Genomic DNA, 26,190 nt, shown 5'->3' with positions numbered 1-26,190 from the left:
ATGGCGAGTGTGGCGGCCCGGATGCGCGGAGGGTGGGTGTCAGCAACCGAATCCTACGCCACCTCAGCGGCTTACGCCACGCTCGCCAGCCTCTCAACAAGCCGCTGATGAATAAGACGGGCTAGCGGCCTCCCAGGCGATCGTCCTGGCGTCTGGATAGGTTGGCCCGCTTTGCCCTCCCATGCCGGGGGTAGGCCGCCATGCCGAGGGGCAGGGGAGGCTTTACGGACTGGCTGGTCGGGTGCCGTCGGTTGCGACGTCGCCAAGCTGCAGGTCACCTTCGAGTGGTGCTCGTTGGCAACATTGGGCAATTTTCTCTCGGGTTGTGACGGCTTGGTGCAGGTCGCTGCTTGCAATCGAGCCGTGCGCCGGATGATGATCTTGCCGGAGTCGGACGGCAGACAAGTGTCCTGCGCCAGCCGGAATCGATTTGTGCGTGCCCGTCAGGAAATGGATATACGACGGTAACGATTTATCACGGAACCGATTGTAAGCTCTACGACGTGCGCGGAGGTGAGTTTTTAGCGCCGAAGGCGTCCATTTGCGGGGACGGGCTCTGGATTGCGGCGAAGGGGATTGGAATGAGCGGCCGACGCATTGCGAGGAATGAAGACGGGCGGCTTCCCGCCCTGAGCGTGATCGTTCTTGGCGCTGCGCTTGCCGCATTTGGCGCGGCGGACGGCGCGGGGGCGGCTGACCGGAAAGGCTCCTCCTCGAGCGGCGTCTTTGTCAGCGAAATGAACGATGTTCAGCGCGTCAAGGTGATCGTCAACAAGTCGCGCACCTTCAGGGTCGATACAGCTTTTTCGTCCATTGTGGCGGGTTCGCCCGACGTCGCCGAGGTGAGGTCGCTGAGCGATCACGTGATCTACGTTCAGGGCAAGCAGACTGGTACCACCAATGTCATCCTGTTCGATAATTCGATGAAGCAGATCGGCATCCTCGATGTCGAGGTCACGATCGATACCAGCAATCTGCAGCAGAGCATCCTGTCCAGCACCGGCACGCGGGGCATTCGCGTTTCCGCCGCGGAGGGCCAAGTAGTGTTGAGCGGAACGGCCGCGGATGCGGTCGCCGCCGAGCGAGCCATGGCGATTGCCACTGGCACCGTCCCGAAGGGCGGCGTCGTCGTCAACGCCATGAACGTGGCGGCGCCGCAGCAAGTCATGCTGGAGGTACGCTTCCTCGAGGTCGCGAGGTCCGCTGGCCGCGAATTGGGCGTGAACCTCTATGCCGGCAATGGCAACCTCACGCAGGTTGGAAATAGCGGCACTGCGGGCCGTCCTTTCCCATCATCTACCCCCCAAGGTGTTCCTGTTCTAGCCACCGCGTCAGGGCTAATAGGTAACGCAACGCCGTTCGGTAGCCTCTTAACGAATGTGCTGAGAACGAGTAATGGTACGTCGGTCGATCTGTTGCTGCAGGCACTGGAGACGAAAGGGCTGGTGCGCAGCCTGGCCGAGCCCAACCTGATGGCGTTGTCGGGCGATTCAGCGCGCTTCCTGGCGGGTGGCGAATTTCCGGTGCCGGTAGCCTCCAACACTACGAACGGCTTTCCCACCACCACCATCGAATTCAAGAAGTTCGGCGTCGAGTTGGGCTTCGTACCCACCGTTCTGTCGCGCGGCGTCATCAATCTTCGGGTCGAGCCGTCGGTCAGCGAGCTCGATTTCACCAATGCCGTAACGATCTCTGGAACGGTGGTTCCGGCCTTGACCAGCCGCAATGCTCGGACCACGGTTGAATTGCGCGACGGCCAAAGCTTCGCGATCGCTGGCCTGCTCCAGACCCGCAACACACAGGATGTCCAGCAATTGCCCTGGATCGGCTCGGTGCCCGTCATCGGTGCGTTGTTCCGAAGCGCATCTTATCAGCAGAAAGAGACGGATCTGGTGGTCATCGTGACACCGCATCTGGTCGCGCCGGCGGTCCCGGGGCAAACCCTCGCGTCGCCCCTCGATTCGCGATTGCCCGCAAATGATGTCGACTTCTTCCTCAACGGCCAGATGGAAGTCAAAAAGCGCTACAATGACTACGTCAATTCCGGCGGTGACGTCAAAGGTCCCTACGGGCACATCATCGCCCCCGATGTCCGAGTATCTGCGCCGCCCGCGGTTGCAACCGACCAGCCCGTAGTCAAGACGCTCAACTGAAGGACGACCGATATGACATGCACGGCGTTGCTCGCGGTTTTTACGCTCGGGGCTTGTAACGGCTTGGCCGGCAATGACGAAATGGATCGCTACTTCCAGCGTTCGGATACCATCACCTTAAGTGCTGGCAACGCGAAGGAGGTCAATGCCGCGACCCACACGATCCATCCCTGGCCGAGCTACGTCGGCGATCGCCGGATCGTTTCTCAGGCGGCGAAGACCAATGGTGCTATCACGCGTTATCGGGCCGGTAACCAACCGCGTGATCCGCTGCCGGCGTTCGGAGGGGATGCTCCAGGGTCGGGGCACCTTCCAATGGGAGCTGGGGGCGCAGTGGCAGCGACCGTCGACGCAGGTGGCAGCGTGAGCTTGGGGACCGGCGTAGCCACAGTAGGCGCCCGATCTCAATGAAATTATGCTGCAACCGGTAGCAGCAAGGCTTAAAGCGACGTTACTCGGTTCGCGTTGGACGCTGGGGTCTTCCAGGGCAGGGAGTTCAAAGAGCGTCTCTCATTTCGACTGGTGCATGTGGCTTGCCGGTAACACGTCTCTAACCGCGCCTGTGCTAGCGTAGAAATGATATTTCAAGCTGTAATAATTGGGGCGGGGATTCGTGGCTATGCGGCGCATTCTTTTTTGGCTGGCTAGCGCCTTCCTGGCTACAGCCTTGGCGGCTTGCGATACGGTGCAAGAATATACTGTGCGTGATGCCGCTGTCGTTGCGCCCGGCCCTCCAGCCGGTCCTGACCCTGTGCAGGAGCCGACCGACGTCAAATATTATCCGTCCGATGAACCTGTTCGGATGGGGTTGGAGCACTACAATCGCGGCAACTTCGGACTTTCCCAGCGCTATTTCAAGGAGGCAGTCGAAAAGGCCCCGAAAGACCTCACCGCCTGGATCGGGCTCGCAGCGAGCTACGATCGGTTGCGCCGTTTTGATCTCGCCGATCAGGCCTATGCGCAAGCGATTCGGCTGGGCGGTGAAACCGTTCAAGTCCTGAACGATCAGGGATATTCGTATATGCTGCGAGGCAATCTGACTGCGGCGCGGCGAAAGTTTGAGAAGGCGTATTCGCTCGACCCAGGCAACCCGGTCATCGCCAACAACCTCGAGCTTCTCAATGGCAGCCGGCGGTTCATCGAAAGGCCGCCGAATAATCAGCCATGAGACTTTCCATTATTCGTTTGATTTTTTATTGATATGGCCGAAAACGCGTGCCCTGCGCCGGGTAACAATTAAGGCAACCTAAACGTTTCTGACGTATGCCAGACGAAGGTTTTTTTGACCTACTGGCTTTCGTATCATGAACCGTCTTTTCAGGTTGCAATTCCTCGGACCGTTCGCGCTCTTTGTCGCTACGCTTTGCGCCGAACTGGCTGCGCGCGCTCTTCAATATGCCCCCAGCTCCGAACTTCTCTGGTTCATCAACCTGAAGATCTTCGGCATCTTTCAGCGAAGCGACGCGCTCTTGAGCTACATCGTCACGATTGACGGGTTTCAGTTCTTCGGGATTGCGCTTCCGATTTTCCTGCTGGCCTGCCTTGGGCTCGCTGGCAAGTCCAGGCTGCCGTTCACGGTCGCAACCCATTTGAGCGTTCTCTATGCGGGCTTTTTGGTCCTCGCCTGGCAGGCCGGCGTACCGACCACTGCGCAGGCATCGCTCGGACCCGTTGCGGTCCCATCGGGCGCCGGCCTGTACCTGATGGCGACGATTTTGGGGACTTGCGGTCTGTCCTTTGCGATCACGCACCTTCTCTATTTCCTTCACGTGCGACGGGAAATAAGCGCTTTGGTAGGTTGGTTGCGTACCATCTCGTCTCGTCCAACAACCGCGTGATCTTCAGCTACGCCGACAAACTGCCGCGCGAATAGAATCCCTGAGTTACGCCATTGCTGCGCTCGCCGTTGGGAAAAAGGCGGGCCGCAAAATGTCGGCGGAAAATGCGGTCGACGCGGAGGGCGTCAAGCTCGGAAGCGATGCTTTTGATCTCCCTGATGAGCACGAGTCGTTCGGCCTGCGCGGCATTGAGCAAGCCCTCGAACGAGAAAGGAAGACCTCAAGCGCCCGGACGTAGACGCAGACGTCCGTGTTGATTGCTGATCGAAATCGTACGACGCCAGACGTGCCTCGATTTCGGTCGTGGCCCGGCATCTCGCTAGGCTGCCCCACCGTCATTAAAGCTGCCAACGTCGAGAGGGCGACGCAATCCAGGGAGAGACCTCTGCGATGACCAGTTGGTCGCTGTTAATCCGTGCCACTCCCGCTCGGGTGGGCTTCGACCTCATAATTTCGATCAGTACGACAACGGTGAGCATGCCGGCAATAAAACTGAGGACGGCAACTGCCCAGACTGAGCGGTTCATTGAAATTCCCATAAAATAAAGGGCCAGCGTATCCCAACGCTGGCAGGCAGGAAAGTGCGTATCGACTCGCGTTCTATCGCTCCCAGCGCGATAGCTCGGAGCTAAGGTGAGCCCGCCGTGAAGCGCCTGGCCTGTATCGATTGCTCGAGGGTCTGTGGCCGATAGGCCCAGTATGCTGTCCGGCCTAGTTATAGGCATTCATGAAATCGGCAAGGTGAGCTTCGAACTGACCAATGCAGCGCTCTTTGCTCTTCCTTGGGTTCAGGTTTCTCCGAAAGATGGCGCCGCTGCCGGTCGAGTTTGAGGTGTTGGCACCGCCTCCCCTGATGCTCCCCGGCGAACGGCTTGATCATTACCACGCGCTACGCCAGGCGATCTTTCGCTGATTTGGCGCCGTGGTCTGCCATCGAATGGCTATTCGCGATCGACGTCGCCGCGGTTCCGCCTCCACCTATGCACGACCATCTCTATGAATAGCCGATCGACGATCGGGCGGTGCTCTGCGTTCTAATCCTTGACAGCGGACATCAGAGCGTTGTTCAGCGGCCACCTTCCGGATGACGGAGTGATCTGCGAGTCTGCGGTTCGGTTTGGACCGTTTAGGCTTAGAATGGACACAGTGCATAGTGCTATCACGGAGCCGGTGCGGCGGCTTGAGGTCTTCACCGGAGCCGGCCGCCGGCGGAAGTGGAGCGATGAGGACAAGGCGCGGATTGTTGCGGAGATCGTGGCGAGCGGCGACTCTGTCTGTTCGGTAGCCCGACGGCATGGATTGTCACCGCAGCAGTTGTTTGGCTGGCGACGTCAGTTGCGAGAAGGAGCAGGCGGTCATTCCGAAATAGAAGAAGTACAGTTTGTGCCGGCGGTGGTGGATGCCGCGGTGCCGGCACCGTGGCGCCTTGCCGATGCACCTGCCGCGGATCGAGGTCGTCGTCGACATCGAGGGCAAGACCTGTCCCTGTTGCCAGGGCGAGTTACACCGGATCGGCGAGGATAGAAGCGAGCGGCTGGACCTGGTCCCGGCGCAGTTCCGGATCCTCGTGACCCGGCGTCCCAAATACGCCTGCCGGGCTTGCGAGGACGGGGTCATGCAGGCGCCGGCCCCGATTAGGCTGATCGAGGGCGGATTGCCGACCGAGGCCACCGTCGCCCACGTCCTGGTCTCTAAATATGCCGATCACCTGCCGCTCTACCGGCAGGCGCAGATTTACGCCCGCCAGGGCATTGAGCTCGATCGTTCGACGCTGGCGGACTGGGTAGGACAAGCTGCCTTCCACCTGCGTCCGCTGCATGATCGTCTGCTCGGCAAGCTCAGGCAACGGCCAAAGCTGTTCGCCGACGAGACGACGATGCCGGTGCTCGATCCCGGCCGCGGGCGCACCAAGACCGGTCAGCTCTGGGCCTATGCAGCGGACGACCGGCCGTGGGGCGGTGCCGATCCGCCGGGCGTTGCCTATGTCTATGCCCCCGATCGCACAGCCGATCGGCCGATCGCCCATCTCGCAGGCTTCGAAGGGATCCTGCAGGTCGATGGCTGTGCCGGCTATGGCAAGCTCGCCGAGCGTGGCGATGTCCAACTTGCATTCTGCTGGTCGCACATGCGACGTAACTTCTACGAACTTACCACACCCGGTCCCGCGCCCATTGCCAGCGAGGCGCTCAAGCATATCGCCGAGTTCTACGCCATCGAAAGGGACATCCGTGGTCGCGGCGCTGAGGAGCGCCGTCTCGTTCGACAGCAGAAAATCCGGCCGCTGGCGGAAGCCTTCGAGCGATGGCTCCGCAAAGCTCGCGTTGATCAGCCAAAAGGGCAAGTTGGCCGACGCCATTCGCTATGCGCTCTCACGCAGGGAGGGCCTGACGCGCTTCATCAATGACGGCCGCATCGAGCTCGACAACAACGTCGTCGAGCGCTCGATCCGTCCGATCACGCTGAACCAAAAAAATGCGCTGTTCGCAGGCTCCGACGGCGGCGCCGAGCACTGGGCCACCATCGCCACCCTGGTCGAAAGCTGTAAGCTGAACGACGTCGATCCGCTCGCTTACCTGACCGACGCCCTCACCAGGATCGTCAACGGCCATCCAAACAGCGACATCGATCAGCTGCTTCCGTGGGCCTATTGTCGTCAAGACCTCAAAGCTGTGGCCTGAGAACGACGCTTACATTGAACCGGCAAAGTAATTCATAGCTCATTCTCATATGTTAGTGTTTTGGCTGCGTGGACCGCTGCTAGCCCTAAGACACTAGCTTCAAATCTCAGCGTAGAAGTGGTTAAATCCTCATGAGCATACGTGGTCGTCATGTGATCGCGGTCGGGGTTTCGGAGGTCTAGCGGAATGAGCATCTTCAACAAGCAGGGAAACCTTGTTCCGATCCATGCTGATAACGCAAAGACACGGGATTGGCTTATCTTGTTGGAAGCGGCGACTATCGTAGGTCATCAACGCGAAAAGCTCAGAGTTGCGCTTACAACGCAGGAGCGTAAGCTCGTCAAGAGGCGGAAGTTTTTTGGTAGGACCGAGTACTATTTGGTTGTCGATGGCTATGATCCGCGGATACACGCGCTATATTTCTGTCCCCAACTCTTTAGGAACGAGGGCGGCACGCTCGTTCCTCTGACTGGGGCCGAGATTGGGCAGTTGATGGCGCAAGCCCTTGAGGGAGGAGCTATCGAAAAAATGCCTTGGTATGAACCAGCCGAAAGCCTGCCAAAAGAACCGATCATAAAGGCGGCGCCCGAAATGGAATTTGACAGCCTGGTTGTAGATACCGCGGGCCCGAAAGTGAAATCTGCGTTGCGGGCCGTATCTCTCTCCGATAAAGAAAGCACGAATAAGTAGTTATTTTAACTGCGATCGATCGCGCACCTTGAGTGATTCTTAGTCGGGGTCTCGAAGCGGCCATCCAACACTTTGCCAACCAGCATTGCCACTTGGTCGACCCAAGCGTCTCCAATCGCGGTGCAACATCACAGCAACCACCGGCCCTCAAATCGACGAGCCTGTATGGCAATGCCGGCAACGACATCCTGTGTGGCGGTGACTCTACGGCGGCGATGGCGACGACCAGCATGTATGAACGAGCTGAAGATCGATTGAATTATGCGAGCGTAAAAGGAAGTGCGCATCGGCACTAGCTAGAAGAACAAATAAACTTGGCGCCTCCGACACGTAGATATCACCAACGAGCAAAATTCAGTCCTCTATCACCAGACCTGACGGAAAGTAAGCGAGCAACATTCCGTCAGGTGGGCCGTACTTCCAGAAGCGCGCAGCCCGGTGAAAGCCGTCGATCAATATCGGAAAGCTGAACGAGCGACCAAACGTGATCGGATCTGTGGGAAATTCATAGCTCGTTCCTTTGGGAAGTACGCTTCGAGGATCGTCGAGATCGACGCTGATCGTTGTCATGTATTCCTCGAACGAAACAAAACGTCCCTCGCTTTCGGGATGCCATACATTCGGTGGCACGAACATCGAGCCCAACCTCGCTCGCCCGACCTTAACGACGTCAAACGAAATCACGCCGGTCAGAAATGCGAGCAGGACCGGCCGAGCGCACGCGGTACCCAAGGCGAGTTCATACTGCTCGTCCTCAGAGAGCTGCTCGAATGAAGTCCCGCTTGATCGCTTCGCGACGAGATGCCCTAGATCCGAATAGTGTCGGGCGGCCGGAGAATCCGTCAACTCGCTGTAACCCCATCGGGCTTGAACTTCCAACAGGGGTACATTTTGCAGTCTCAAACCGTTCCCCTTGCTTCTACAGGTGTCACACGAAACTGTTTTTTGCCTATGCTCAATGGCCGAGCGGCATCGATGGGATTTGCGACTACCTGGTCTTCAAGCGGTCGCTGACACCTTCGTCGCGCTGGACGACGAGGGGCGGCACACAAACAAAACTGCGCATAGCTTGGTAAGCAGTGTTCATCGCCCCGTCGATCCCCTGATCCTCGATTACGATCGGTGTTCCAGGAAACGGGATGAGCTGCTTCTTGAGAGGCAACACAGCACTCAGGAGGCGGCTCGCTCCGCGTGGGCTAATCGAGTATGCCTGCGTTCCGAAGGCGTGTCTGAGCCGGTGGGGACGATAAATGGGTCGGCCGTCCGAGGTATCGCTCCAGGTAAAAGGTTCGGTTCGATCGTAAAATCGAAGTTCTGCAGCTGAAAATCCGAGATCGATCCAAAGAAAAAGCGGATCGTAAACATAGCCCCATAGGATCACGTCCCAGTCGGCGGGAAGTTGTGCCAACACGGCCGATCGATGCTCATCGAACGCGGGATGGCAAAGGGCGTCGTCCTCGAAAACCGTCATAGGTTGATCCTGAGACGCGGCATTTTGCCAAAGTTGGATGTGAGAGAGTGCGCAACCCAAGGCTCCGGCACTGTAATCAAGTCCGGAGGCGATTAGCCCCTGTCTTTCGAGCTGCGAGCGATCTAGCTTGCTCCCATCGATCGCGGAGACTCGTTTAAATCTGCCTAGGTGGGCATTGCGGGTTCTGAACTTTTCCCAGCGACTGGTGCTTTGGTCCAAGTTGAGTACACAAATCTCATCCGTTGATTGCGTGGCCTTTTTGGGTCGGCCAGGAACGCTTGCTTCCTGCGCGAGCAAGAACGAACCGAGGCCATCTGCAATGATCGAGCGCGCCACGACCTCTGCGCCGACCGAATTTAGGTGAAATTCATCCTGATAAATATCGGAGCGGTTGGCCAGCTTCGCTTCTAAATCGCACAAGGTGTGCCCAGCCGCACGAGCGGCCGCGCGAGTCGTCTCGTTGACGGATGCGCGAGTTCTGGTCACTGCTGGGTTGACCCCTTCGCCTTGCAAATGGGGAATGGTCGCGAACCAAAGCTCGATGCCAAAGGATCGAGCGGCGAGCGAAAAGAGATCTAGCAGCCGACGACGATCCGTGAAGTTCGGAGCGGGAAGCAGACTATGGTCCCGCCACGAGTTGTTTGTGTTGAGGTCAACGATCGGCTCGAGCCAGCAGTCATGACTCCAGAAGCTAGCCCCCAGGCTCGCCACATCGACGTCGACAATTCCCGTCATCAGAATGACGAGGTCGGGCTTGAGCGGTATGATCTTGTTGAGAAACAGATTCAACATGTGGAGGGTTGTCGCTCCACTGTAGCCACCGTTTCTTACTATGACATCTAGAGCACTCTCACTCCGCAGAATCGTCTCGAGTTTGGCGCAAAACCGTTCATCGGGGTCGAGATACATGCCCTCGACCACGCTGTCGCCGAGAACGATCACTGTTCGAGCCGCCGTATCCGAAGACTTGGATCCGCGAATGAAGCCGAAGGCGTCGGTCTCCATGAGATATGGCTTCCGGACGAGTGTATGCTTTCGGCTTTCGACGTACTCATCTGAAGGGGTGTGAGACAAGGATACGTTCGCTGGATATTCCTTCAATCGTATCGTCCTTTTTCCATTGCCAGCCGGAACAGTCTCCTTTCTCGGTGTCTCCTGTGAGGGTTTTGCTACAAGTTCTCCAGCGATCAGCGGTCGAATTGCCTCCCCATCGGATGCGAACGTCAACCATCCGTAAATCTCGCGAGTGTCCAACGTTTGCGAAATGCCCGCGCGACGCGCGCTATGGGAAAATATGACATATTCATACCGGCCCGAACCATCATCGTAGGTCAGTTGCGGTATGGCGTCTGCGCGAACCAGATATGTGCAATGGACGACAGGTACCTCGTAGAGCCCTGGCGAGGAGCGGCTCAGGATAATGTTGTATTCGTCGCTGGGTAGAAAATATCCGTTCGCGTCGATCTTTTGATGGTAGTTTGAGTACAGCGGTCTGTCCCCGTCTACGCATTTGAGTAGCGGCGCTACGATCGGACGATTCAAATCTACGAGGCTTCGTAGGGTGAGGGGGCGCAGATAATTGTCGACGTCGACCACGAGATAGTAGTCGCACCCCAGGGCCAGAGTCCGGTTCATGCTGTGCTGGCGAATTCGACCCAGCACGGAGAAGCGAGTGGCATTCCACTCGTGGTCGGCAAAGTCCTGGACGCGTTCCGATACGTCGCTGTCGTCAAACTCTACGTGCGAGTATCGCGGTCCGACACGTTTGAGCCAGTCTCGGAGAATTTGGCCGGTGTCATCTTGATTGTTGTTGGTCCGGATGTGAATCGCAATTCGATCCGGCGGATAGTCGAGCGCCTCAATGCATTCCAGGAATAATGGCAGATGGCCAGCCTTGTTTTTAGCGAGAATTGCAATCAGCACCTTGGGAAGAAGACGCGCTGCGCCGGGCTGCCTGGGCACATCCGCAGGCTTAACCTTTTCGGAAATCTGGTCTTTCGCAAAACGCAGATTGTCTTCTACGCGTTTCCTCAGACCTTCATCGATTGATGGAATTTGAAGGATGCGACAGCAGGCGTCGATGCAGCCTTGATAATCGCCAGACCAATAGGCATTAACCGAGAATTCGTCGAGGAGCCCGAATTCATAAATCCATTCTTCGGCGAACAGCGCTCCAATAGGCATCGGCAAGTCTATGCCACGGCGAGCGAAGTCAGCTCCCTGCTTGTTGCGGCCCTTTAGACGGCAATAACGGCTGGCTCCGTGTAACGCTTCAGCTCTCGCGGGCTGGGATTCGCTGGCTCGCTGAAAAGCCGCAATGACGTCCTCTTCAGGATGGGCAAGAGCTTCCTTAATCCGCGCCGCACCATAAAGGGAGATGAAGACCTCCTCCTGCCAGAAGCCCATTTCAGCTCGGGCCAGGTAGTAGGTGAGTGCCTTCTCCGGCTCATTGCAGTCACGATAGCTCTGAGCAAGGTAGAACGTATAACGAGAGCGGAGGAACGGGTCCGTCTCGTTCTGCAGCGCGCTCTCTAAAAGCGCAGCATCTTTGCGGTATTTCTTGGGATCTTGGCTGCGCGCACCGCCGCCGCCGATCTGGATCGCAAAGCCGGAGGCGGTCTCCCGACCGTGGGCATCGCCCGGCGCCTCCAAGAACTCGTGCAGGACGCCCCGAAAATAGAATTCCTTTCTGTTGCTGCATATGTGTGGTCGATAGTGACGGATACCGTTGTGGTTGATCGTCACGTCATAGAGGTCTGCGGTCATGCCGGACTTGAAGGCGGCGACGTCAAATCCCGGCTCGATGGTGAGCACGTCGTCGGCGTCGATGATGAGGGCATAGTCGACGTCCGGGTTGCGGCGCAGGCAAGCGAGCACATGCGATCGGTTGTACGCGAAATCCCGCCAGGGTTCGTCGATGACTTCGCCTGCCAGTCCATTTCTGTCGAGCCACTGTCGTATGACGTCCTGCGTGCCGTCGGTTGATCCAGTGTCTTCGATCAGCACATAGTCGACCATGGGTCGGACGCTATCGAGGCAACGGCCAATGACCGCCGCCTCGTTCTTGACGATCATGCATAGGCCGATCGACTTTCCCTTTCGCGGTAACAATCCAGACTCCTTAACCACGGGCTCTTTGTTTCTGCGTGCATTCTCGGACGGGGGGGGAGGCGGTGCAGCGGAAACCGCGGCCGATGACGTCGGATCACTCTCAAGTGCGGCACGGACCTCGGCCGCATCGATCGAGGCGATCCAGGATTCGCTGTCGGCGACCCCGTAAGATACGAGCAAGCGACGGCCGTCGGGATGCCAAGCCAGACCAGCCGCGAATTCGACCCCTTTGTTCTTGAAATAGAACGGGCGACTAAGCCGGCGCAGACCATTGTCGCGATCGAACCAGACAAAGCGATGCTGATAGAATCTTCGACCGGTCTGCCACTGAACTTCGTGAACGAGCGCGAGCCAGCCATCGTCAAATTCAACGAGTTGCGTTCCGCCTCGGAAATGCTCGACGGCAAAGTCAGCAACGCTTTCTAAGACGACGTCGCCCCTGTCGTTTACGATTCTGGTTGGGTCGCAGGAGTAGACGAAACGTAGACTAGCGTCGTTGGCTTGCGGCATCCAGTTCTTCTCGTGGCGTCGTGGACCCTCACGACGTAGTACGCGCCACTCAGCGAGCCGGATTTCGGAGCTGCTTTGCTGTTCAACTCGGGCGATCAACTGCTCGCACCAGCCTGCAGCATTCAGCTCTCGCACGCAAGCGGTGCCCCACAGCGAGCCATTCCAACTGAACAGTCGGATATCCTCAAGTCCTTGCACTTCCTCGAATTGGGCTTTTGGGAAATCGGCTGGCGGCAAGATCTCGGCCGCCGATTGAACTCCAAGCTCCGTATTGAGCCGTAGGAGAAAGTTGCGCGTTCTGACGGGAGTATCGCTGTCCGTTTCATAGGTGCCGTCTTCGAGCAAACGGAAATTCACCGCGCGCTGCACGAGATAGAGGTCGTCTCCATGACGCGAAACGGAAGGATTGGTCAGCCGGTAGCCTGGGGGCGCGTCGTAATCCACCGGGCGGGTAGAAAAAGATGCAAAGAGCGTTTGCGCTGGCTGGAGGTAAAAAAACAGGTTCGTCCGGGCGAGGTCACGGGGACCGTCCGGAATTGCGCGGTTAAGCGCTAGGCCATTGCAGATCGAGAATCCCCGATCCCAGCGAGCCGTGTCCTGACTGTAGTTTGCAGCAATTGAAAATTCCTCACGTAGACCGGTCTGATAAACGTCGCTTTCGATGAAAAGGATGTCGTTCTCAGGCGTTGGTATCGAAAGTCCACGCTCGGAAAAAGGGAGGCTCGTCTCATGCATCCCGCGTTCCCGATAGTACCGTGCGAGATCGTAGAGCGGCTCAGCGCGTGCCGGCCGTTGCTTGAACGCCTCAAGCGCCTTGCCGACAAACCCGTCTTCATCACCTAGGTCTCGCAGGCAGCGCGCGTGCTGCAGCCGTGCCATCCACGCCTCTTCGTCCCATCCTCCCATATCCGCGCGCTTGGCAAAGGTCGCAGCGGCCTCGGCGTGTCGGCCGGCATCTCGATAGGACCACGCGAGGTAGAACCGGTACCGGGTGTTGTCGGGCTCGCTTTCGAGGGCAGCTTCGAGCAGTCGAATATCTCGCTCCGATTTGTCGCCGCGGTTCGCTCCACTGGCGTGATCGAGATACCAGGCGCCCTGCAATTCCGTGACCTCTCCGGGGACGTCGACGTATTCGTGCGTGACTCCAACATATCTCGAGCCGCTGTCACGCCGCACCAATCGCGTATTCCAGTAGCTCAATCCCCCCGACGCGCGCTGCAAGAGGCGGTAACCGGGGCCGGTAAGGGTTTTGCGAAAGTCGGCGTCGTCGACAATGAACTCCATATCTGCGTCGTTGAACAGGACGTAGTCGAAATCAAGCTTTGAGGCGCAGGCACGATCAAGCGCGTTGTTTCGGGCCTGCCCGAAATCGTGGAAGGGAATTGTATGGAGTTCGCCCGGAAGATTCCGCCGGGCAAAGAATGTTCTGATGAAGTCCTGTGTGCCGTCGGACGAGCCAGTATCGCAGATGACCCAGCAAGTGATGTGGTCAGCGACTGCCGCCAGGCAGCGCTCGAGATTTGCCATCTCGTTCTTAACGATCATGTTCAGGCAAATGCGTTTGTTTTCTACCACCGCCGAACTTTTTTGGTTGCTGCAAGCAATTGCGAAAAGCTTAAATTAGATGAAAATTGATCTGTGGGACGCGCGAGGGTGACGCGGATCTTTGGTTCCATCAGCGGACCTCACTGAAAGCGCTCACAACTTAGCTGAAAATGTTCGGGCAGCAAATTCAGCAGGTTGTCGGCCTTAATGCGACATCAACTCGCTGCTTCATGGAACTCGTTATGAAATAATTTGACTTAAGTCGTGTTAGATTCTGAATTTTCTTGCGCTGTTTTTCCCAATCTGCTTATGCTTAAAGAATAGTTAATTGTCGCGGTCCGTCTGCGCTTCAGGCGGGGGTATTTGGAATGACGTTCAATCTTGGAATGTGGTCGTCGGTTCGTTGCTGATGGCTTAAGTGAGTGTAGCGAGCAACCACCCAAGGTTGAATCACTGTTTTGAAGTTGGTTCGAGGGCGATCTCCGGACGTACGTGCTCCGGGTGTCGACCTCGTCCGTACGTTGGGTGGTATCGTATGGTTAAGTCACGTCGAGCCGACAAGTCGGCGATTTCCCACAGCATTCCGTCCATTGCACCTCCGATAACGGCGCTAGGCGTTGCCAAGTATGCAGGGCTTCTCTCTGCGGGCATCTCTAACGAGATCCTGGTGACCGGATCGTTGCCGCGAGGCGAGACCACCCAAAACGTGACCTACTTCGTCGTCGACCAAGCTACGAAGACGATCGTTTCCCAGGTCATTCTGCCGGATGCGTCCGATCGCTTTAACGCGGTTGAGATGCGAGTAAAGGTCGGGCGCTATGTGAGCGCCTACGACATCGGCACCTTTAACGCGAACGGAGAGTTTACGGTTTGCCCGTTCCTGTCCGTCCGCAGTTCGCTGAATCTATCACCACCTGGCGGACCGAGCAGCGGATGATTTAACCGCGCTACGGGGAAGTCTGCATTTTGATTTTGGGTCGAGGCGGCACTCCGCGATCGGCGCGATGTGAATTGTTGTGAGCTAAAACAGGATCAATTTCATGGCCCACAAGTCAGAGCTTCTGTTCGTCGATCCATTCGTCCCCGATCTGAATACACTGCTGGAAAATCTGCGACCCGAGGTTCGGGCGGTCGTACTCGATTGCGAAAGGCCCGCGGCGAAGCAGATGGCGGAAGCGCTGAGTGGCGCTGAACGGCTGGACGCGATCCATGTTGTCGCGCATGGCGCACCGGGCCGGGTGGTCTTCAGTTCAGGAGAATGGTCGTCGGCGACGCTGGCAGGCGATAAGAGTGAGCTTGCAACGATCGGCCGAGCACTCAAGCAAGGCGGCGAGTTGCGCCTGTGGAGCTGTCGGACCGCGCTCACGGACGAAGGCGACCGTTTTCTTGAAGCGCTCGAGGATGTAACCGGCGCTGTTGTTCATGGGGCCAGCACCTTCATCGGTGCTGAAACGCTCGGTGGCAGTTGGACGCTCAATTCCAGGAGCAACGCCCGTTCTTCGGAAGCTCCGATGACCGCGCTCGGCTCGCAAAGCTATCAAGGTTTGCTCGCCGCAGTTTTGACGCTCACTGGCACGATCGGAAACTCAGGTCCGCCCGTAACCAACAACACATTCTATGTGGTTGATCTCAGCACCTTTACAATCGTTTCCTCTTTTCAACTACCATCAAAGGGGTTTGGCGCGGGCACGGGTAATGTCTCGGGCTTCAACGTTGAGACCCTGCTCCCGAGTGCGACGGGGACCTACGGAGTATACTACAACTCTAACGGGAACGACTACATCTCGGTCGCAACCATCACGAACGGGGTGTTCTCGGGCGGTGGTGCGGCGAATGGCGATACATTCACGTCCGGAAGCGTTTCGACCTCGCTAGGTGCGACTGGCGCGACCGGAGCGACGGGCGCAACCGGTGCGACGGGAGCCACCGGTGCCAGCGGCGCAACCGGCGGTACGGGGGCAACCGGAGCCACCGGCGCGACGGGTGCCACCGGCTCGACGGGTGCAACGGGTGCTACCGGTGCCACCGGTGCCAGCGGCGCAACGGGCGGTACCGGCGCTACAGGTGCGACTGGAGCCAGCGGTGCAACTGGCGGTACGGGGGCAACTGGAGCCACCGGCGCGACGGGTGCCACCGGTTCGACGGGTGCTACCGGCGCAACCGGAGCCACGGGTGCGACTGGCGCGACGGGCGACACCGGCGCAACCGGAGCCACAGGTGCGACCGGCGCAACGGGCTCGACCGGGGCCACGGGTGCCACCGGCTCGACGGGTGCAACGGGAGCCACCGGCGCAACCGGAGCCACGGGCTCGACGGGAGCTACCGGAGCGACGGGTGCAACCGGTTCGACCGGTTCAACGGGCTCGACCGGAGCAACTGGTGCGACCGGCTCGACGGGTGCAACGGGAGCGACTGGTCGGACCGGCGCCACGGGTGCCACCGGCAACACCGGTGCAACGGGCTCGACCGGTGCAACTGGACGTACCGGCGCAACGGGTGCGACCGGACCAACAGGGCCTACCGGTCCGACGGGCCCGCAAGGCAACACTGGTGCAACTGGTCGTACTGGAGCAACGGGAGCGACGGGCTCAACAGGCGCCACCGGTTCGACGGGGGCAACCGGACGCACGGGCGCAACCGGATCGACCGGAGCCACAGGTGCGACCGGCGCCACGGGTGCGACAGGAGCAACGGGCTCGACTGGGGCCACGGGTACCACCGGCTCGACGGGGGCAACGGGAGCCACTGGCGCAACCGGAGCCACGGGCTCGACCGGTGCAACTGGAGCTACAGGTGCCAGCGGTGCGACGGGAGCTACCGGAGCGACGGGTGCCACCGGTTCGACGGGAGCTACTGGCGCGACCGGAGCCACGGGTGCCACTGGTTCGACGGGTGCAACGGGAGCTACTGGCGCGACCGGAGCCACGGGTGCGACAGGTGCCACCGGAGCGACGGGTGCGACCGGCTCGACGGGTGCAACGGGAGCTACTGGCGCAACCGGCGCGACGGGTGCCACCGGTTCGACGGGAGCAACAGGTGCGACCGGAGCCACTGGCGCGACCGGAGCCACGGGTGCCACCGGTTCGACTGGTGCAACAGGAGCTACTGGCTCGACCGGAGCGACGGGTGCGACCGGCTCGACTGGTGCAACCGGAGCAACGGGCTCGACCGGAGCGACGGGTGCCACCGGTTCGACGGGTGCAACGGGCTCGACCGGCGCCACCGGAGCAACGGGTGCGACCGGCTCGACGGGGGCAACCGGGGCTACTGGTGCCACCGGCTCAACGGGAGCAACGGGCTCGACTGGAGCCACAGGTGCGACCGGCTCTACAGGAGCAACGGGAGCTACAGGAGCTACAGGAGCGACTGGAGCCACGGGTGCGACCGGCTCGACGGGAGCTACAGGAAAGACGGGTGATCCTGGTGCAACCGGAGCAACGGGCTCGACCGGAGCGACGGGTGCCACAGGTGCGACCGGAGCAACGGGCTCGACCGGAGCCACGGGTGCAACGGGTTCAACGGGCGCCACCGGATCGACGGGAGCCACCGGTTCGACCGGAGCCACCGGTTCGACCGGAGCAACAGGCTCGACGGGTGCAACCGGCCCGAAGGGGTCGACCGGAGCGACCGGCTCGACTGGTCCGCGTGGTCCGACGGGTCCGACCGGTAGTCACCGTCACCATGGTCATACCGGTCCGACGGGTCCAACGGGTGGCACGGCCGGAGCGACGGGCTCGACGGGAGGCGCCGGAGCGACTGGTGCTAGCGGTGCGACGAGTGCTGGTGGTGCGACGGGGTCGACAGGCTCGGGAGGTGCAACGGGAACGACTGGTCATCAAGATCAGTCATCGCTGACCACGACGATCAACTCCGACACGACCGTTGGAACGTTGAGTCCGGTGCTGCTGCGCTTGGAGGCTGCAGTTGCGGACCTGGCGCTTGCAATGGCTGGAGGTTCGATGAACGGCCAGCAGTTGCAAGCCGATCTCACGACGATCAAGAGCTTGGCCCAGACGCTGTTGTCCCGCATGGGCAACACAGATGGCGGCTCAGCTTTCGATCAGAGCCGTCCGGGCGGTGCCGGAACGATGGGTCAATTCGATCAATCAAATAGGCCCAACCTCAACCTGCCGAAACACGACTCTTAGGGTCGGCGGCTGACGAAGTGACGAACGAGGAAGCCATGGATCGCTTATCCCTGGCTTCCTCTCCGATCAAGGCCCGGAATAGCCGATGGTTGGCACTACCATGATCGACCGCCGACGCTTCCTCGCTCTCGTGGGCAGTGCGGCGGCTGTCTTGGTTGAGAGCAGAAGGTCTTTCGGGCGCGAGATCGCTCCGACAGAAAGCCTCCTGAGTGCTCCGGTCGAATTGTCGGGCGATTGGCATGCAGCACCGAACGACGCGGTGATGCGTGTGCTCACCCGGATCCGCGAAATCGATCTGTCAGGACTGCGATTGCTGTCGGATCGGCAACCCAAGAAGCTACGTATCGAAAATCAGGGTGAAGGTGCGCCCGCGATCTGGCTGCATAGCGATCAACCTGACATGGCATCCATCATCGTGAACGTCGGCTATGCCGATTGGTGTAGGCTCGCCTATCAATTCGGTCACGAGCTTGGGCATGTCTTGAGCAACAGCTGGCAGCTCTCCGCCAAGCCGCAACCTCCGACACAATGGCTCGAGGAGGTACTGGTGGAGACATTCTCGGTTCGCGGTCTGCGGCTGCTCGCCGGCAGTTGGGAGAGATCACCGCCATTTGCGGGAGACGCAGGTTTCGCGCGGGCCATTCATCAATATGGCTCAGCGCTGCTGGACAAGTTCAAAGCGGACGATCTTTCACCGTCTGAGTGGTTCCGTACAAATCGGGCGAAGCTGGAAGTTAGATCTGGAAAGGAAGTTCTGTGGGGACCCGCGGTGGTCGGCATCCTGCAGATCTACGAGGATGTCAAAGCAGGGAAACCAACCTGTCTCGATGATTTGGGAGCCTTGAATCGCTGGCCAGAGCGGACGTCTGTTCCGATCGAGCGCTATCTGGATTTGTGGACGGAAAGCTGTGTTGCGATTGGTTCCACCGGCGAATTGCCGGCCCGGCTACGACAACTGTTCGCGATCGCGTGAGATGTCGGTGGGCAGGGTCGCAATCGCATCAACCGCGTGCAGGGATTTCGGTGTCGCGGCCTGTCGAATTCGTCTAGATTGCCGCGAGATAGTAAAGAATTTTATTCTGTTATTGATTTTGGAGGGTGACCGTGGACCCGCATAGGGGAGCCTTTGGGGAGCCTGGGCCCGACAAGTATGTCCGCTTGCTGCGGAAGGCCATTGACGACCTTCATGCGAGCGATGAGGCGTCGCGCAATGCGCTTTACAGCCGGGCACGCACCTTGTTGGACAGCCGGCTAGCCGCCAGAAAAGATCTATCGCAGGCCGAAATCGACAATGAGAAGTTTGATTTCGACGAGGCGATGTGGCGCGTCGAGGGGCAGGTCCACCTCTGCGCAACGGCACTGGTCAGAACTCCGTCGCATGGTGTGCACGGTGACCTGCACATTATTCCTGCGCATGAAAGCGACAGACCGCAGCCGGTCCCATCACCCGACGTCGGGCATCCGCGTGTCGCCAAAGGGCCGACCAAATCGCGACGTGCTTCCTCGCCGACGGCGAAAGCGCAATTCACAAGGCGATGGTCCGGTCAGTTGCGCGCATCCATGGATCTCGCCCGTCGGGGCTCCGAGTTATTGACTGATCTCGGTGTGCGCGCGCGTGTCTCCGTGCAACGGGCCCGCGCTGAGTTTGCCGCAAAGGCTCAATCCAAACGGCAGGCCGTCTCAGCCGAGCGGAAGTCAAGCGATCTTGCTTCGCAGCAGGGGCATTCGATCGACCGCCTGGAGGCGCAACGTAGTCCGCAATACCAGGCGCGATTGCAAGCGGTTGTCCAGGTCGCGCGTCATCACGGCGTCGAGCTCGACGTCGCCGAGTTGAGAACTGGTGAATCCGAAATCTCTCCATCGGCTGCAGCGCTCTCGGCCTGGGCGCAGAATGCGGGCCTATGGTCCCGCGCGGTGCGAACCAGCTGGCGCCAATTGCTCGGGATGAGCGAAGGCGGGCCCGTCATCCTACTGTTTGCCGACGGTAGCGCCGCGCTCATGGTTGGTGCGAACGCCGATCAGAATATCGTTATGCTGAGGGATCCAGGCGCCTCCGCAGACGGAGCCGTACCCGTCGACGAGTTGCGCCTTTCCCAGGTGTGGAACGGTGAGGCCATCCTGGTGCGCGCGAGCCGAAGCCGCGCCGCTGCCGACGCGCCGTTTGACCTGCGCTGGCTCTTCGATCTCGTTCTGCACGAAAGGCGCTTGTTGCGGGACATCGGAATCGCCTCGCTCACCATCAGCTTCCTGACCATCTTCCCACCGCTCCTGGTGATGACGATGGTGAACAAGGTCCTGCAATTCCACAGTACGTCCACGTTGGTCATGCTTGCCGCCGTCATGGCGGTCGTAATCGTCTATGAAGCCCTCTTGGGGCACGCGCGACGTCATATCATTGCAGTCGTCGGCGCCAGGCTTGACGCAAAACTCAATCTGCACGTCTTCAATCGGCTGCTTCGCCTGCCGCTCGATTACTTCGAGCGTCATCCCGCGGGTGAAACGATGTACCGTATCGCGCAGGTCTATCGCGTTCGCGAATTTCTGACCGGCCGCCTTCTGACGACCTTTCTCGACCTGATGACGCTTTGCGTGCTGCTCCCGTTCCTGTTCTATCTCAGCCCGATCCTGGCTAGCATTGTGCTCGGCTGTGCCGGCGCAATCTTGCTGATCATCATCGCATTCCTGAAGCCGATGCGAGAGATGTACGGACGGGTCACCACGGCCGAGACGTGGAAGTCGGCAACGCTCGGCGAGACGATCGTGGGTATCAAGACGGTCAAGGCTTTGGCTCTCGAGCCACAACGTCGCGCCCTTTGGGACGAGCGGATTGCAGAGGCCGGAAAATGGCGGCTGGAATTCGGCCGTCTGTCCAACTGGCCGCAAACTCTGGTTACTCCGATCGAGCGCTTTATGGTGCTCGGCACGACCATGCTCGGTGCGTATCTCGCGATGAACGACTCGTCAGGCTACATGGTGGGCGGATTGTTCGCGTTCCTGATGCTGAGCGCGCGGGTTGCCCAGCCACTCGTTGGGATGGCGCGGTTGATCGAGGACTATGAGGAGGTCGGGGCAGCGATCGGAGAGGCAAGCTCCGTGCTCAATCGGCCAGCCGAGAGCAGCGCGCGAGCGGCGGGCTTGAGACCGAAGTTCGCAGGCGAGATAGCCTTCCAGGACGTCAGCTTCACGTACCTCAACACAACCGTCCCAGCGCTCGACAGGGTCAGCTTCTCGGTTCCGGCCGGTTCGACGTTAGGGATCGTCGGTCGCAGCGGATCGGGCAAGTCGACGGTTACGCGCCTACTGCAGGGAATCAATCGTGATTATAAGGGATTTGTGAAGATCGATGGCGCCGACCTACGTGATGTTGATCTGCGTCACCTTCGGCAAAGCCTCGGCGTTGTCTTACAGGAGAACTTCCTGTTTCGTGGCTCCATTAGAGATAACATCATCTCCGGTCGACCGGGCCTGACGTTGTCGGATGCTGTCTATGCGGCAAGGCTCGCTGGCGCTGAGGAATTCATCGAACGGATGCCCAATGGCTTCGAGACCTACATCGAAGAAGGATCTCCAAACCTATCTGGCGGACAACGGCAACGGCTGGCAATCGCACGAGCACTCATCACGGATCCGCGCATACTGGTACTGGACGAAGCGACCAGTGCGCTAGATCCCGAAAGCGAAGCTGTCGTGACAGGCAACCTCGAACGGATCGCGAGCGGACGGACGATGATCATCGTTTCGCACCGGCTGTCGTCGTTGGTTGGCTGCGATCAGATTCTGGTTCTCGATCAGGGTAAGATTGTCGATTGCGGCGCGCACAATGTTTTGGTCGAGCGTTGCGCGATCTATCGACAGCTTTGGAGTCAGCAAAACCGCCATAGCGAACCGACGCGCCAGTCCGTTACTCCGAAGCTGGTCTCGGGCGGAGCGAACGAGCCATGAGCGAAGTCCAGGCCAATTTGCTGCCACTACCGTTCAAGTCGAAGAAGAGCGACCCGACGTTGCCGGTGATTCTTGAGTTCCAGCAACCGTCAACGGCGATCATCAACGCTCCTGTACCCCGCGCGGCCCGTGGCACGATCTGGATCGTCTCCAGCATGGTCGCTGCTCTGGTCCTTGTTGCGGGAGTATTACCTGTCGATCAGGTCATCACTGCGCGCGGACTGGTGGTCTCGCAATCTTCCACCATCCTCGTACAGCCACTGGAAACGGCAATCGTCCGTTCGATCGACGTGAGTGAGGGCCAGCATGTGCGGGCGGGCGATGTGCTGGCCCGGCTCGATCCGACCTTCGCCGAAGCAGATCGAGTGGCCCTCGAGGGGCAGCTGAACAGCCTTGAGCCCGAACTCGCGCGTCTGCGTGCCGAGGCAGATGGCCAGCCGTTCACATACTCCGGCAGTGATCCGAACTGGGTCTTGCAGGCTTCGATTTTCAGTCATCGTAAGGCGCAGTTCGACTCCAAGATCGAAAACTACGAGCACCGGCTGCAGGAACTGAACTCCGTGATAGCGAGATCGGAGTCCGATGCTGTGGGCTACCGCGAGCGCCTCGGGGTGGCTCAGAGCATCGAGGATATGCGCAGGCAGTTGGAGGCGACCCAAACCGGTAGCCGGCTGAACTCGCTGATCGCCAAGGATACACGCGTTGAAATGCAGCGGGCGCTTTCCAACGCGGTCGCTACCGGAGAGGGCGCGAAGCGCGATCAGTCGGCGCTTGCTTCGGACCGCGACGCATACGTCCGCGGCTGGAAGGCGGAAGCTTCGCAAAAGTTGCAGGAGATCAGTGTCAAGGCAGCCGACACGCGGGAACTGCTGACCAAGGCTAACCTGCGACGCAAATTGGTCGAGATCCGCGCCGGGCTTGATGCGATCGTGCAATCCGTGGCAAAGGTCTCGGTGGGTTCCGTCATGCAGTCAGGGCAGCAATTTATTACGCTCGTGCCGGCGGACGCGCCACTTGAGGTCGAAGCCAACATTGCGGGCAAAGACAATGGCTTTGTGCACGTCAAGGATCCCGTGTCCGTCAAGTTCGACACGTTTCCATTCTCCCAGTACGGGATGGCCGAGGGAGTCGTACGCATCGTGAGTCCGGATAGCTTCAATGCTCAGGTTGAGGCGCGCAATCCTACCAGTGCTATTCCGACGACGAACCTGGAGCCATTTTACCGCACTCGGATCAGCATTGATCGCGTGGCCCTGCACGGCGTGCCGGCCGGTTTCCAACTCACGCCAGGCATGCCCGTAACCGCCGATATCAAGGTTGGTCAGCGAACCGTGCTAACGTACATGCTCGGCCTGATGCTTCCGGTGACGCAGGAGGCGTTGCGCGAGCCGTGAGCATCTGGCTCTGCATTGCTGACGGATGGAGCCTTCGGGAAATGCTCTTTGATCGCTTGATCGGAAAGGCGTCGCCCGAGACGGGGCTGCGCCGAGCGATCGCTCTTATCGAGAAAGAGCGGTTTGCTGAAGCGCTGCCGCAGCTTGCCCGATTGGCCGAAGCCGGCAGCGCGGAAGCTGCGTATCATATCGGAAGGCTTTACCTTCAAGGCGCTGGCGTACCGTTCAGCCGGACGGAGAGTGCGCGCTGGTTGGAACGCGCGGCGTTGAATGGCAATGTCGAAGCGCAGTCTCTGCTGGCATCACTCATGCTCCAGGGGCTCGGCCCGCAAGCGCGAGAAGACCGCGGCGACGCCGCAGCGCGACTGTTTTCGCAGGACAGCACGGCAAAGCCAGATTTCGATGCTGCGCTGAAATGGGCTCGCATGGCGGCTGACGCCGGGTCTCCTGACGGGCAGGCTCTGCTTGCTTACATTCTGACCTATGGTCCGCCACCGCTCAGAGACCAGATACAGGCGAGAGAATGGTATCGCCGGTCCGCCGCCACAGGCTGCGCCCAAGGACATTTGGGATATGCGTTGTCGCTCGCTGGAGACCCGAACCGGGCCGCTCACAGGGACGAGGTCGTCGAAAACATGCGAGCAGCCGCGGCCGCTGAAATTCCGACGGCTGTCTTTATGCTGGGTGTGCTCACCGAAGGAGGGATCAGCGGCAAACACGATCCAACAGCAACCGCCGAACTTTACCGCAAAGCTGCTGAGCTGGGACACCGCGGTGCGCAGATAAAATGGGGGATGATGCTGATTGAAGGTACCGTCGTTGCCAAGGATCTGGTGTTGGGCGAGACTTGGCTTCGTCGTGCCGCCCTGGCGGGGGACGCTCGTGCTGCGGAACTGGTCGGCAACCTTTATGCCAAGGGCGGAGCATTGCCGCCGAATTATATGGAAGCGGCAAACTGGTATCGTCGCGCGGCGGAGGGTGGCAACGCGGCGGCCGCCCGCGCGTTGAGTTCATTCTATATGACCGGAGCCGGAGTACCTCAGGACAACCATGAAGCGGCCCGCTGGTTGCGCATCGCGGCCGAGGCCGGAAATTTGGATGCTCAGGTCGACGTTGGAAATGACTTGCTGGAACGAGCGGCCAGTGGAGAGGAATGTCCGCCGGTCGCGGATTGGTTCATGCAGACAGCGCAACGCGGCAATCTCGTCGCCGCGTTCAATCTTGGCGTTTGCCTTCTGCAAGGCATAGGCGTCGAGCGCAATGAACAGCAAGCAGCTGTCTGGTTGCGACGTGCGGCCGACGGGGTTCCGGAGGCGCAGTATATGATCGGTCGTCTTGTTGCCGATGGCCGCGGCGTGCCAGCCGATCCGAAAGCGGCGCGGGGCTGGTTCGCGCGCGCGGCGGAGGGAGGGATCACCGATGCGCAGGTTGCTCTGGCGGAGATGCTCGTGAACGGTCGCGGGGGGCCGCAGGACGCTCCTGCCGCGCTCAAATTATGCGAACAGGCCGCCGCCAATGGACACGCGGGGGCGATGTTCGCGCTCGGTGCGATGTATAGCGGCGGCCACGCCATTGCCGTTGATCGATCCAAAGCCGAGCATTGGTTTCGTGCAGCCGCAGAACGCGGTCATGGTCAAGCTCAACTCATGCTTGGACGCTATCTGAGAAGCGGGGCCGCGGGGCACAGCGACCTCAAGCAAGCGAGTCACTGGTTGGAGATGGCTGCCGCCCAAGGCATTGTCGATGCAGACGCAGAACTGGCGGAACTGACAAGAACTGCGTCAAGATGATGTTACGCTCGCGCCGGACGTGCTGCCAATATAAAGCTCGATCATATCCAGGCTGGATCCCGCGGAAAAGCAATGGTTGGCAGCGGTTTGTCCTCGAGGTCGAAAAGGGCATCGTGCGACGAACACCGATTTACGCCAAACGGGGGCTTATCCTCGAAGGGGGACGCCGAAGTAAAGCATTTTGCGGTGTTCACTAACGCTATTTTATTCAGCGCACTATCGCGCAGCGCGCGTTGGCTTAGAATAGCATACAAATTAGACAGGAGATCAGACCTTGCATCTCATTCGGTAGTTCAGCAAAAAAAAAGTGTATGGAGTGCTCGATGGAGCGAGTAGCGGTAAGACACCTGCACTGGATTGGCTTTCTTCAACTTTCCGAGTCAGATGGCGTAGTCGTTCACGAAGGCAGAAATAGCCGCGGCAGTTACTGGACCGATGGAAAAATCCTACGTGTGCTGTGGGAACGGTTCGGATCTGACAGCTTCACGAAGGTTGGTGAGGTGTGGGTGGACCAGAGACTGCTCGATCAGACGATGCGAATTCAAGACATCAAAGTTGTCGACGCGTTTGGCGCTCCTTACCTGGCGAACCGGATCAGCGTAATTGTGCCTGAAGCAGGCGCTGAGATTGAACTGCGTCTTTGTACGAGCGACCTGCTTGCATTCCGCCAGATATTCATAGATTCCGAATACAGCTTGAAAGATCTACCCGCATCGGCGTCTACTATCATTGATCTTGGAGCCAATATTGGCTTAGCGACACTTTATTTTGTAGCGCGCTATCCGCGGGCCACAGTGATCTTCCCCCGAGAAAGTGGACTGGTTTAGGCGGCTTTTAGCTCCATTTCGATCGGGGCGATATATCCCACGGCGGAATGGAGCCTTGTTCGGTTGTAGAAGCCTTCGATGAAGGCGAAGATA

The 26,190-nt window shown here is 59.3% G+C and carries 15 protein-coding genes and 2 pseudogenes; 15 read left to right on the top strand and 2 right to left on the bottom strand.

Features of this window, described 5'->3' with window-relative positions; all coding sequences use genetic code 11:
• Nucleotides 1-581: 581 nt before the first annotated feature.
• The 7 genes and pseudogenes from AC066Y_RS40470 to AC066Y_RS40440 all read left to right on the top strand — a co-directional run bounded on the left by AC066Y_RS40470 (nucleotide 582) and on the right by AC066Y_RS40440 (nucleotide 7,359).
• Complete coding sequence (locus AC066Y_RS40470; protein ID WP_478278717.1) at nucleotides 582-2,153, top strand: type II and III secretion system protein family protein; 1,572 nt, start codon at nucleotides 582-584, stop codon at nucleotides 2,151-2,153.
• Nucleotides 2,154-2,772: 619 nt separating this feature from the next.
• Nucleotides 2,773-3,321: a tetratricopeptide repeat protein gene (locus AC066Y_RS40465; RefSeq protein ID WP_478278716.1), complete on the top strand. Its 549-nt coding sequence runs from the start codon at nucleotides 2,773-2,775 to the stop codon at nucleotides 3,319-3,321.
• 136 nt (nucleotides 3,322-3,457) lie between these two features.
• The gene (locus AC066Y_RS40460; RefSeq protein WP_478278715.1) at nucleotides 3,458-3,991 is read left to right on the top strand and encodes a hypothetical protein; all 534 of its coding nucleotides are present in this window, start codon (nucleotides 3,458-3,460) and stop codon (nucleotides 3,989-3,991) included.
• Nucleotides 3,992-4,082: 91 nt separating this feature from the next.
• A complete protein-coding gene (locus tag AC066Y_RS40455; RefSeq protein ID WP_478278714.1) occupies nucleotides 4,083-4,229 on the top strand; it encodes a hypothetical protein in 147 nt (48 codons plus the stop codon).
• A gap of 899 nt (nucleotides 4,230-5,128) precedes the next feature.
• Nucleotides 5,129-5,515 (top strand): IS66-like element accessory protein TnpA, encoded by a 387-nt coding sequence (gene tnpA / locus AC066Y_RS40450; protein WP_478278713.1) that lies wholly within the window; start codon nucleotides 5,129-5,131, stop codon nucleotides 5,513-5,515.
• A pseudogene (tnpC, locus tag AC066Y_RS40445) lies at nucleotides 5,397-6,669 on the top strand (IS66 family transposase); the annotation flags it as partial. The gene tnpA and the pseudogene tnpC, both read left to right, overlap by 119 nt.
• A gap of 186 nt (nucleotides 6,670-6,855) precedes the next feature.
• Nucleotides 6,856-7,359: a hypothetical protein gene (locus AC066Y_RS40440; RefSeq protein ID WP_478278712.1), complete on the top strand. Its 504-nt coding sequence runs from the start codon at nucleotides 6,856-6,858 to the stop codon at nucleotides 7,357-7,359.
• Nucleotides 7,360-7,713: 354 nt separating this feature from the next.
• On the opposite strand, the gene AC066Y_RS40435 is transcribed toward AC066Y_RS40440, so the two are convergent.
• Complete coding sequence (locus AC066Y_RS40435) at nucleotides 7,714-8,205, bottom strand: hypothetical protein (protein WP_478278711.1); 492 nt, start codon at nucleotides 8,203-8,205, stop codon at nucleotides 7,714-7,716.
• Nucleotides 8,206-8,347: 142 nt separating this feature from the next.
• A complete protein-coding gene (locus tag AC066Y_RS40430) occupies nucleotides 8,348-14,026 on the bottom strand; it encodes a glycosyltransferase (RefSeq protein ID WP_478278710.1) in 5,679 nt (1,892 codons plus the stop codon).
• A 505-nt stretch (nucleotides 14,027-14,531) separates the two neighbouring features.
• Here AC066Y_RS40430 and AC066Y_RS40425 point away from each other — a divergent pair.
• The 8 genes and pseudogenes from AC066Y_RS40425 to AC066Y_RS40390 all read left to right on the top strand — a co-directional run bounded on the left by AC066Y_RS40425 (nucleotide 14,532) and on the right by AC066Y_RS40390 (nucleotide 26,097).
• Nucleotides 14,532-14,933 carry a hypothetical protein gene (locus AC066Y_RS40425; RefSeq protein WP_478278709.1) on the top strand — a complete coding sequence of 134 codons (402 nt, stop codon included), beginning with the start codon at nucleotides 14,532-14,534 and terminating at the stop codon, nucleotides 14,931-14,933.
• A gap of 103 nt (nucleotides 14,934-15,036) precedes the next feature.
• Nucleotides 15,037-15,486, top strand: a pseudogene (locus AC066Y_RS40420) (DUF4347 domain-containing protein); the annotation flags it as partial.
• 2,469 nt (nucleotides 15,487-17,955) lie between these two features.
• Complete coding sequence (locus AC066Y_RS40415; protein WP_342713583.1) at nucleotides 17,956-18,144, top strand: hypothetical protein; 189 nt, start codon at nucleotides 17,956-17,958, stop codon at nucleotides 18,142-18,144.
• Between the two features lie 85 nt (nucleotides 18,145-18,229).
• Nucleotides 18,230-19,117, top strand: a complete 888-nt coding sequence (locus tag AC066Y_RS40410; RefSeq protein ID WP_478278708.1) for a hypothetical protein — start codon at nucleotides 18,230-18,232, stop codon at nucleotides 19,115-19,117.
• A gap of 131 nt (nucleotides 19,118-19,248) precedes the next feature.
• Nucleotides 19,249-22,086, top strand: a complete 2,838-nt coding sequence (locus AC066Y_RS40405; RefSeq protein ID WP_478278707.1) for a peptidase domain-containing ABC transporter — start codon at nucleotides 19,249-19,251, stop codon at nucleotides 22,084-22,086.
• The gene (locus AC066Y_RS40400) at nucleotides 22,083-23,480 is read left to right on the top strand and encodes an HlyD family type I secretion periplasmic adaptor subunit (protein WP_478278706.1); all 1,398 of its coding nucleotides are present in this window, start codon (nucleotides 22,083-22,085) and stop codon (nucleotides 23,478-23,480) included. Before AC066Y_RS40405 ends, AC066Y_RS40400 begins: the two co-directional genes overlap by 4 nt.
• Nucleotides 23,477-25,270, top strand: coding sequence for a tetratricopeptide repeat protein (locus tag AC066Y_RS40395; protein ID WP_478278705.1), 1,794 nt, complete (start codon nucleotides 23,477-23,479; stop codon nucleotides 25,268-25,270). The genes AC066Y_RS40400 and AC066Y_RS40395 overlap by 4 nt, the downstream gene beginning before the upstream one ends.
• Before the next feature lie 323 nt (nucleotides 25,271-25,593).
• On the top strand, nucleotides 25,594-26,097 hold the full coding sequence (locus AC066Y_RS40390; protein ID WP_478278704.1) for a hypothetical protein: 504 nt from the start codon (nucleotides 25,594-25,596) through the stop codon (nucleotides 26,095-26,097).
• Nucleotides 26,098-26,190 lie beyond the last annotated feature (93 nt).

The sequence above is a fragment of the Bradyrhizobium sp. USDA3010 genome (genome assembly GCF_056429065.1).
This window is presented reverse-complemented; position numbering and strand designations above follow the sequence as displayed.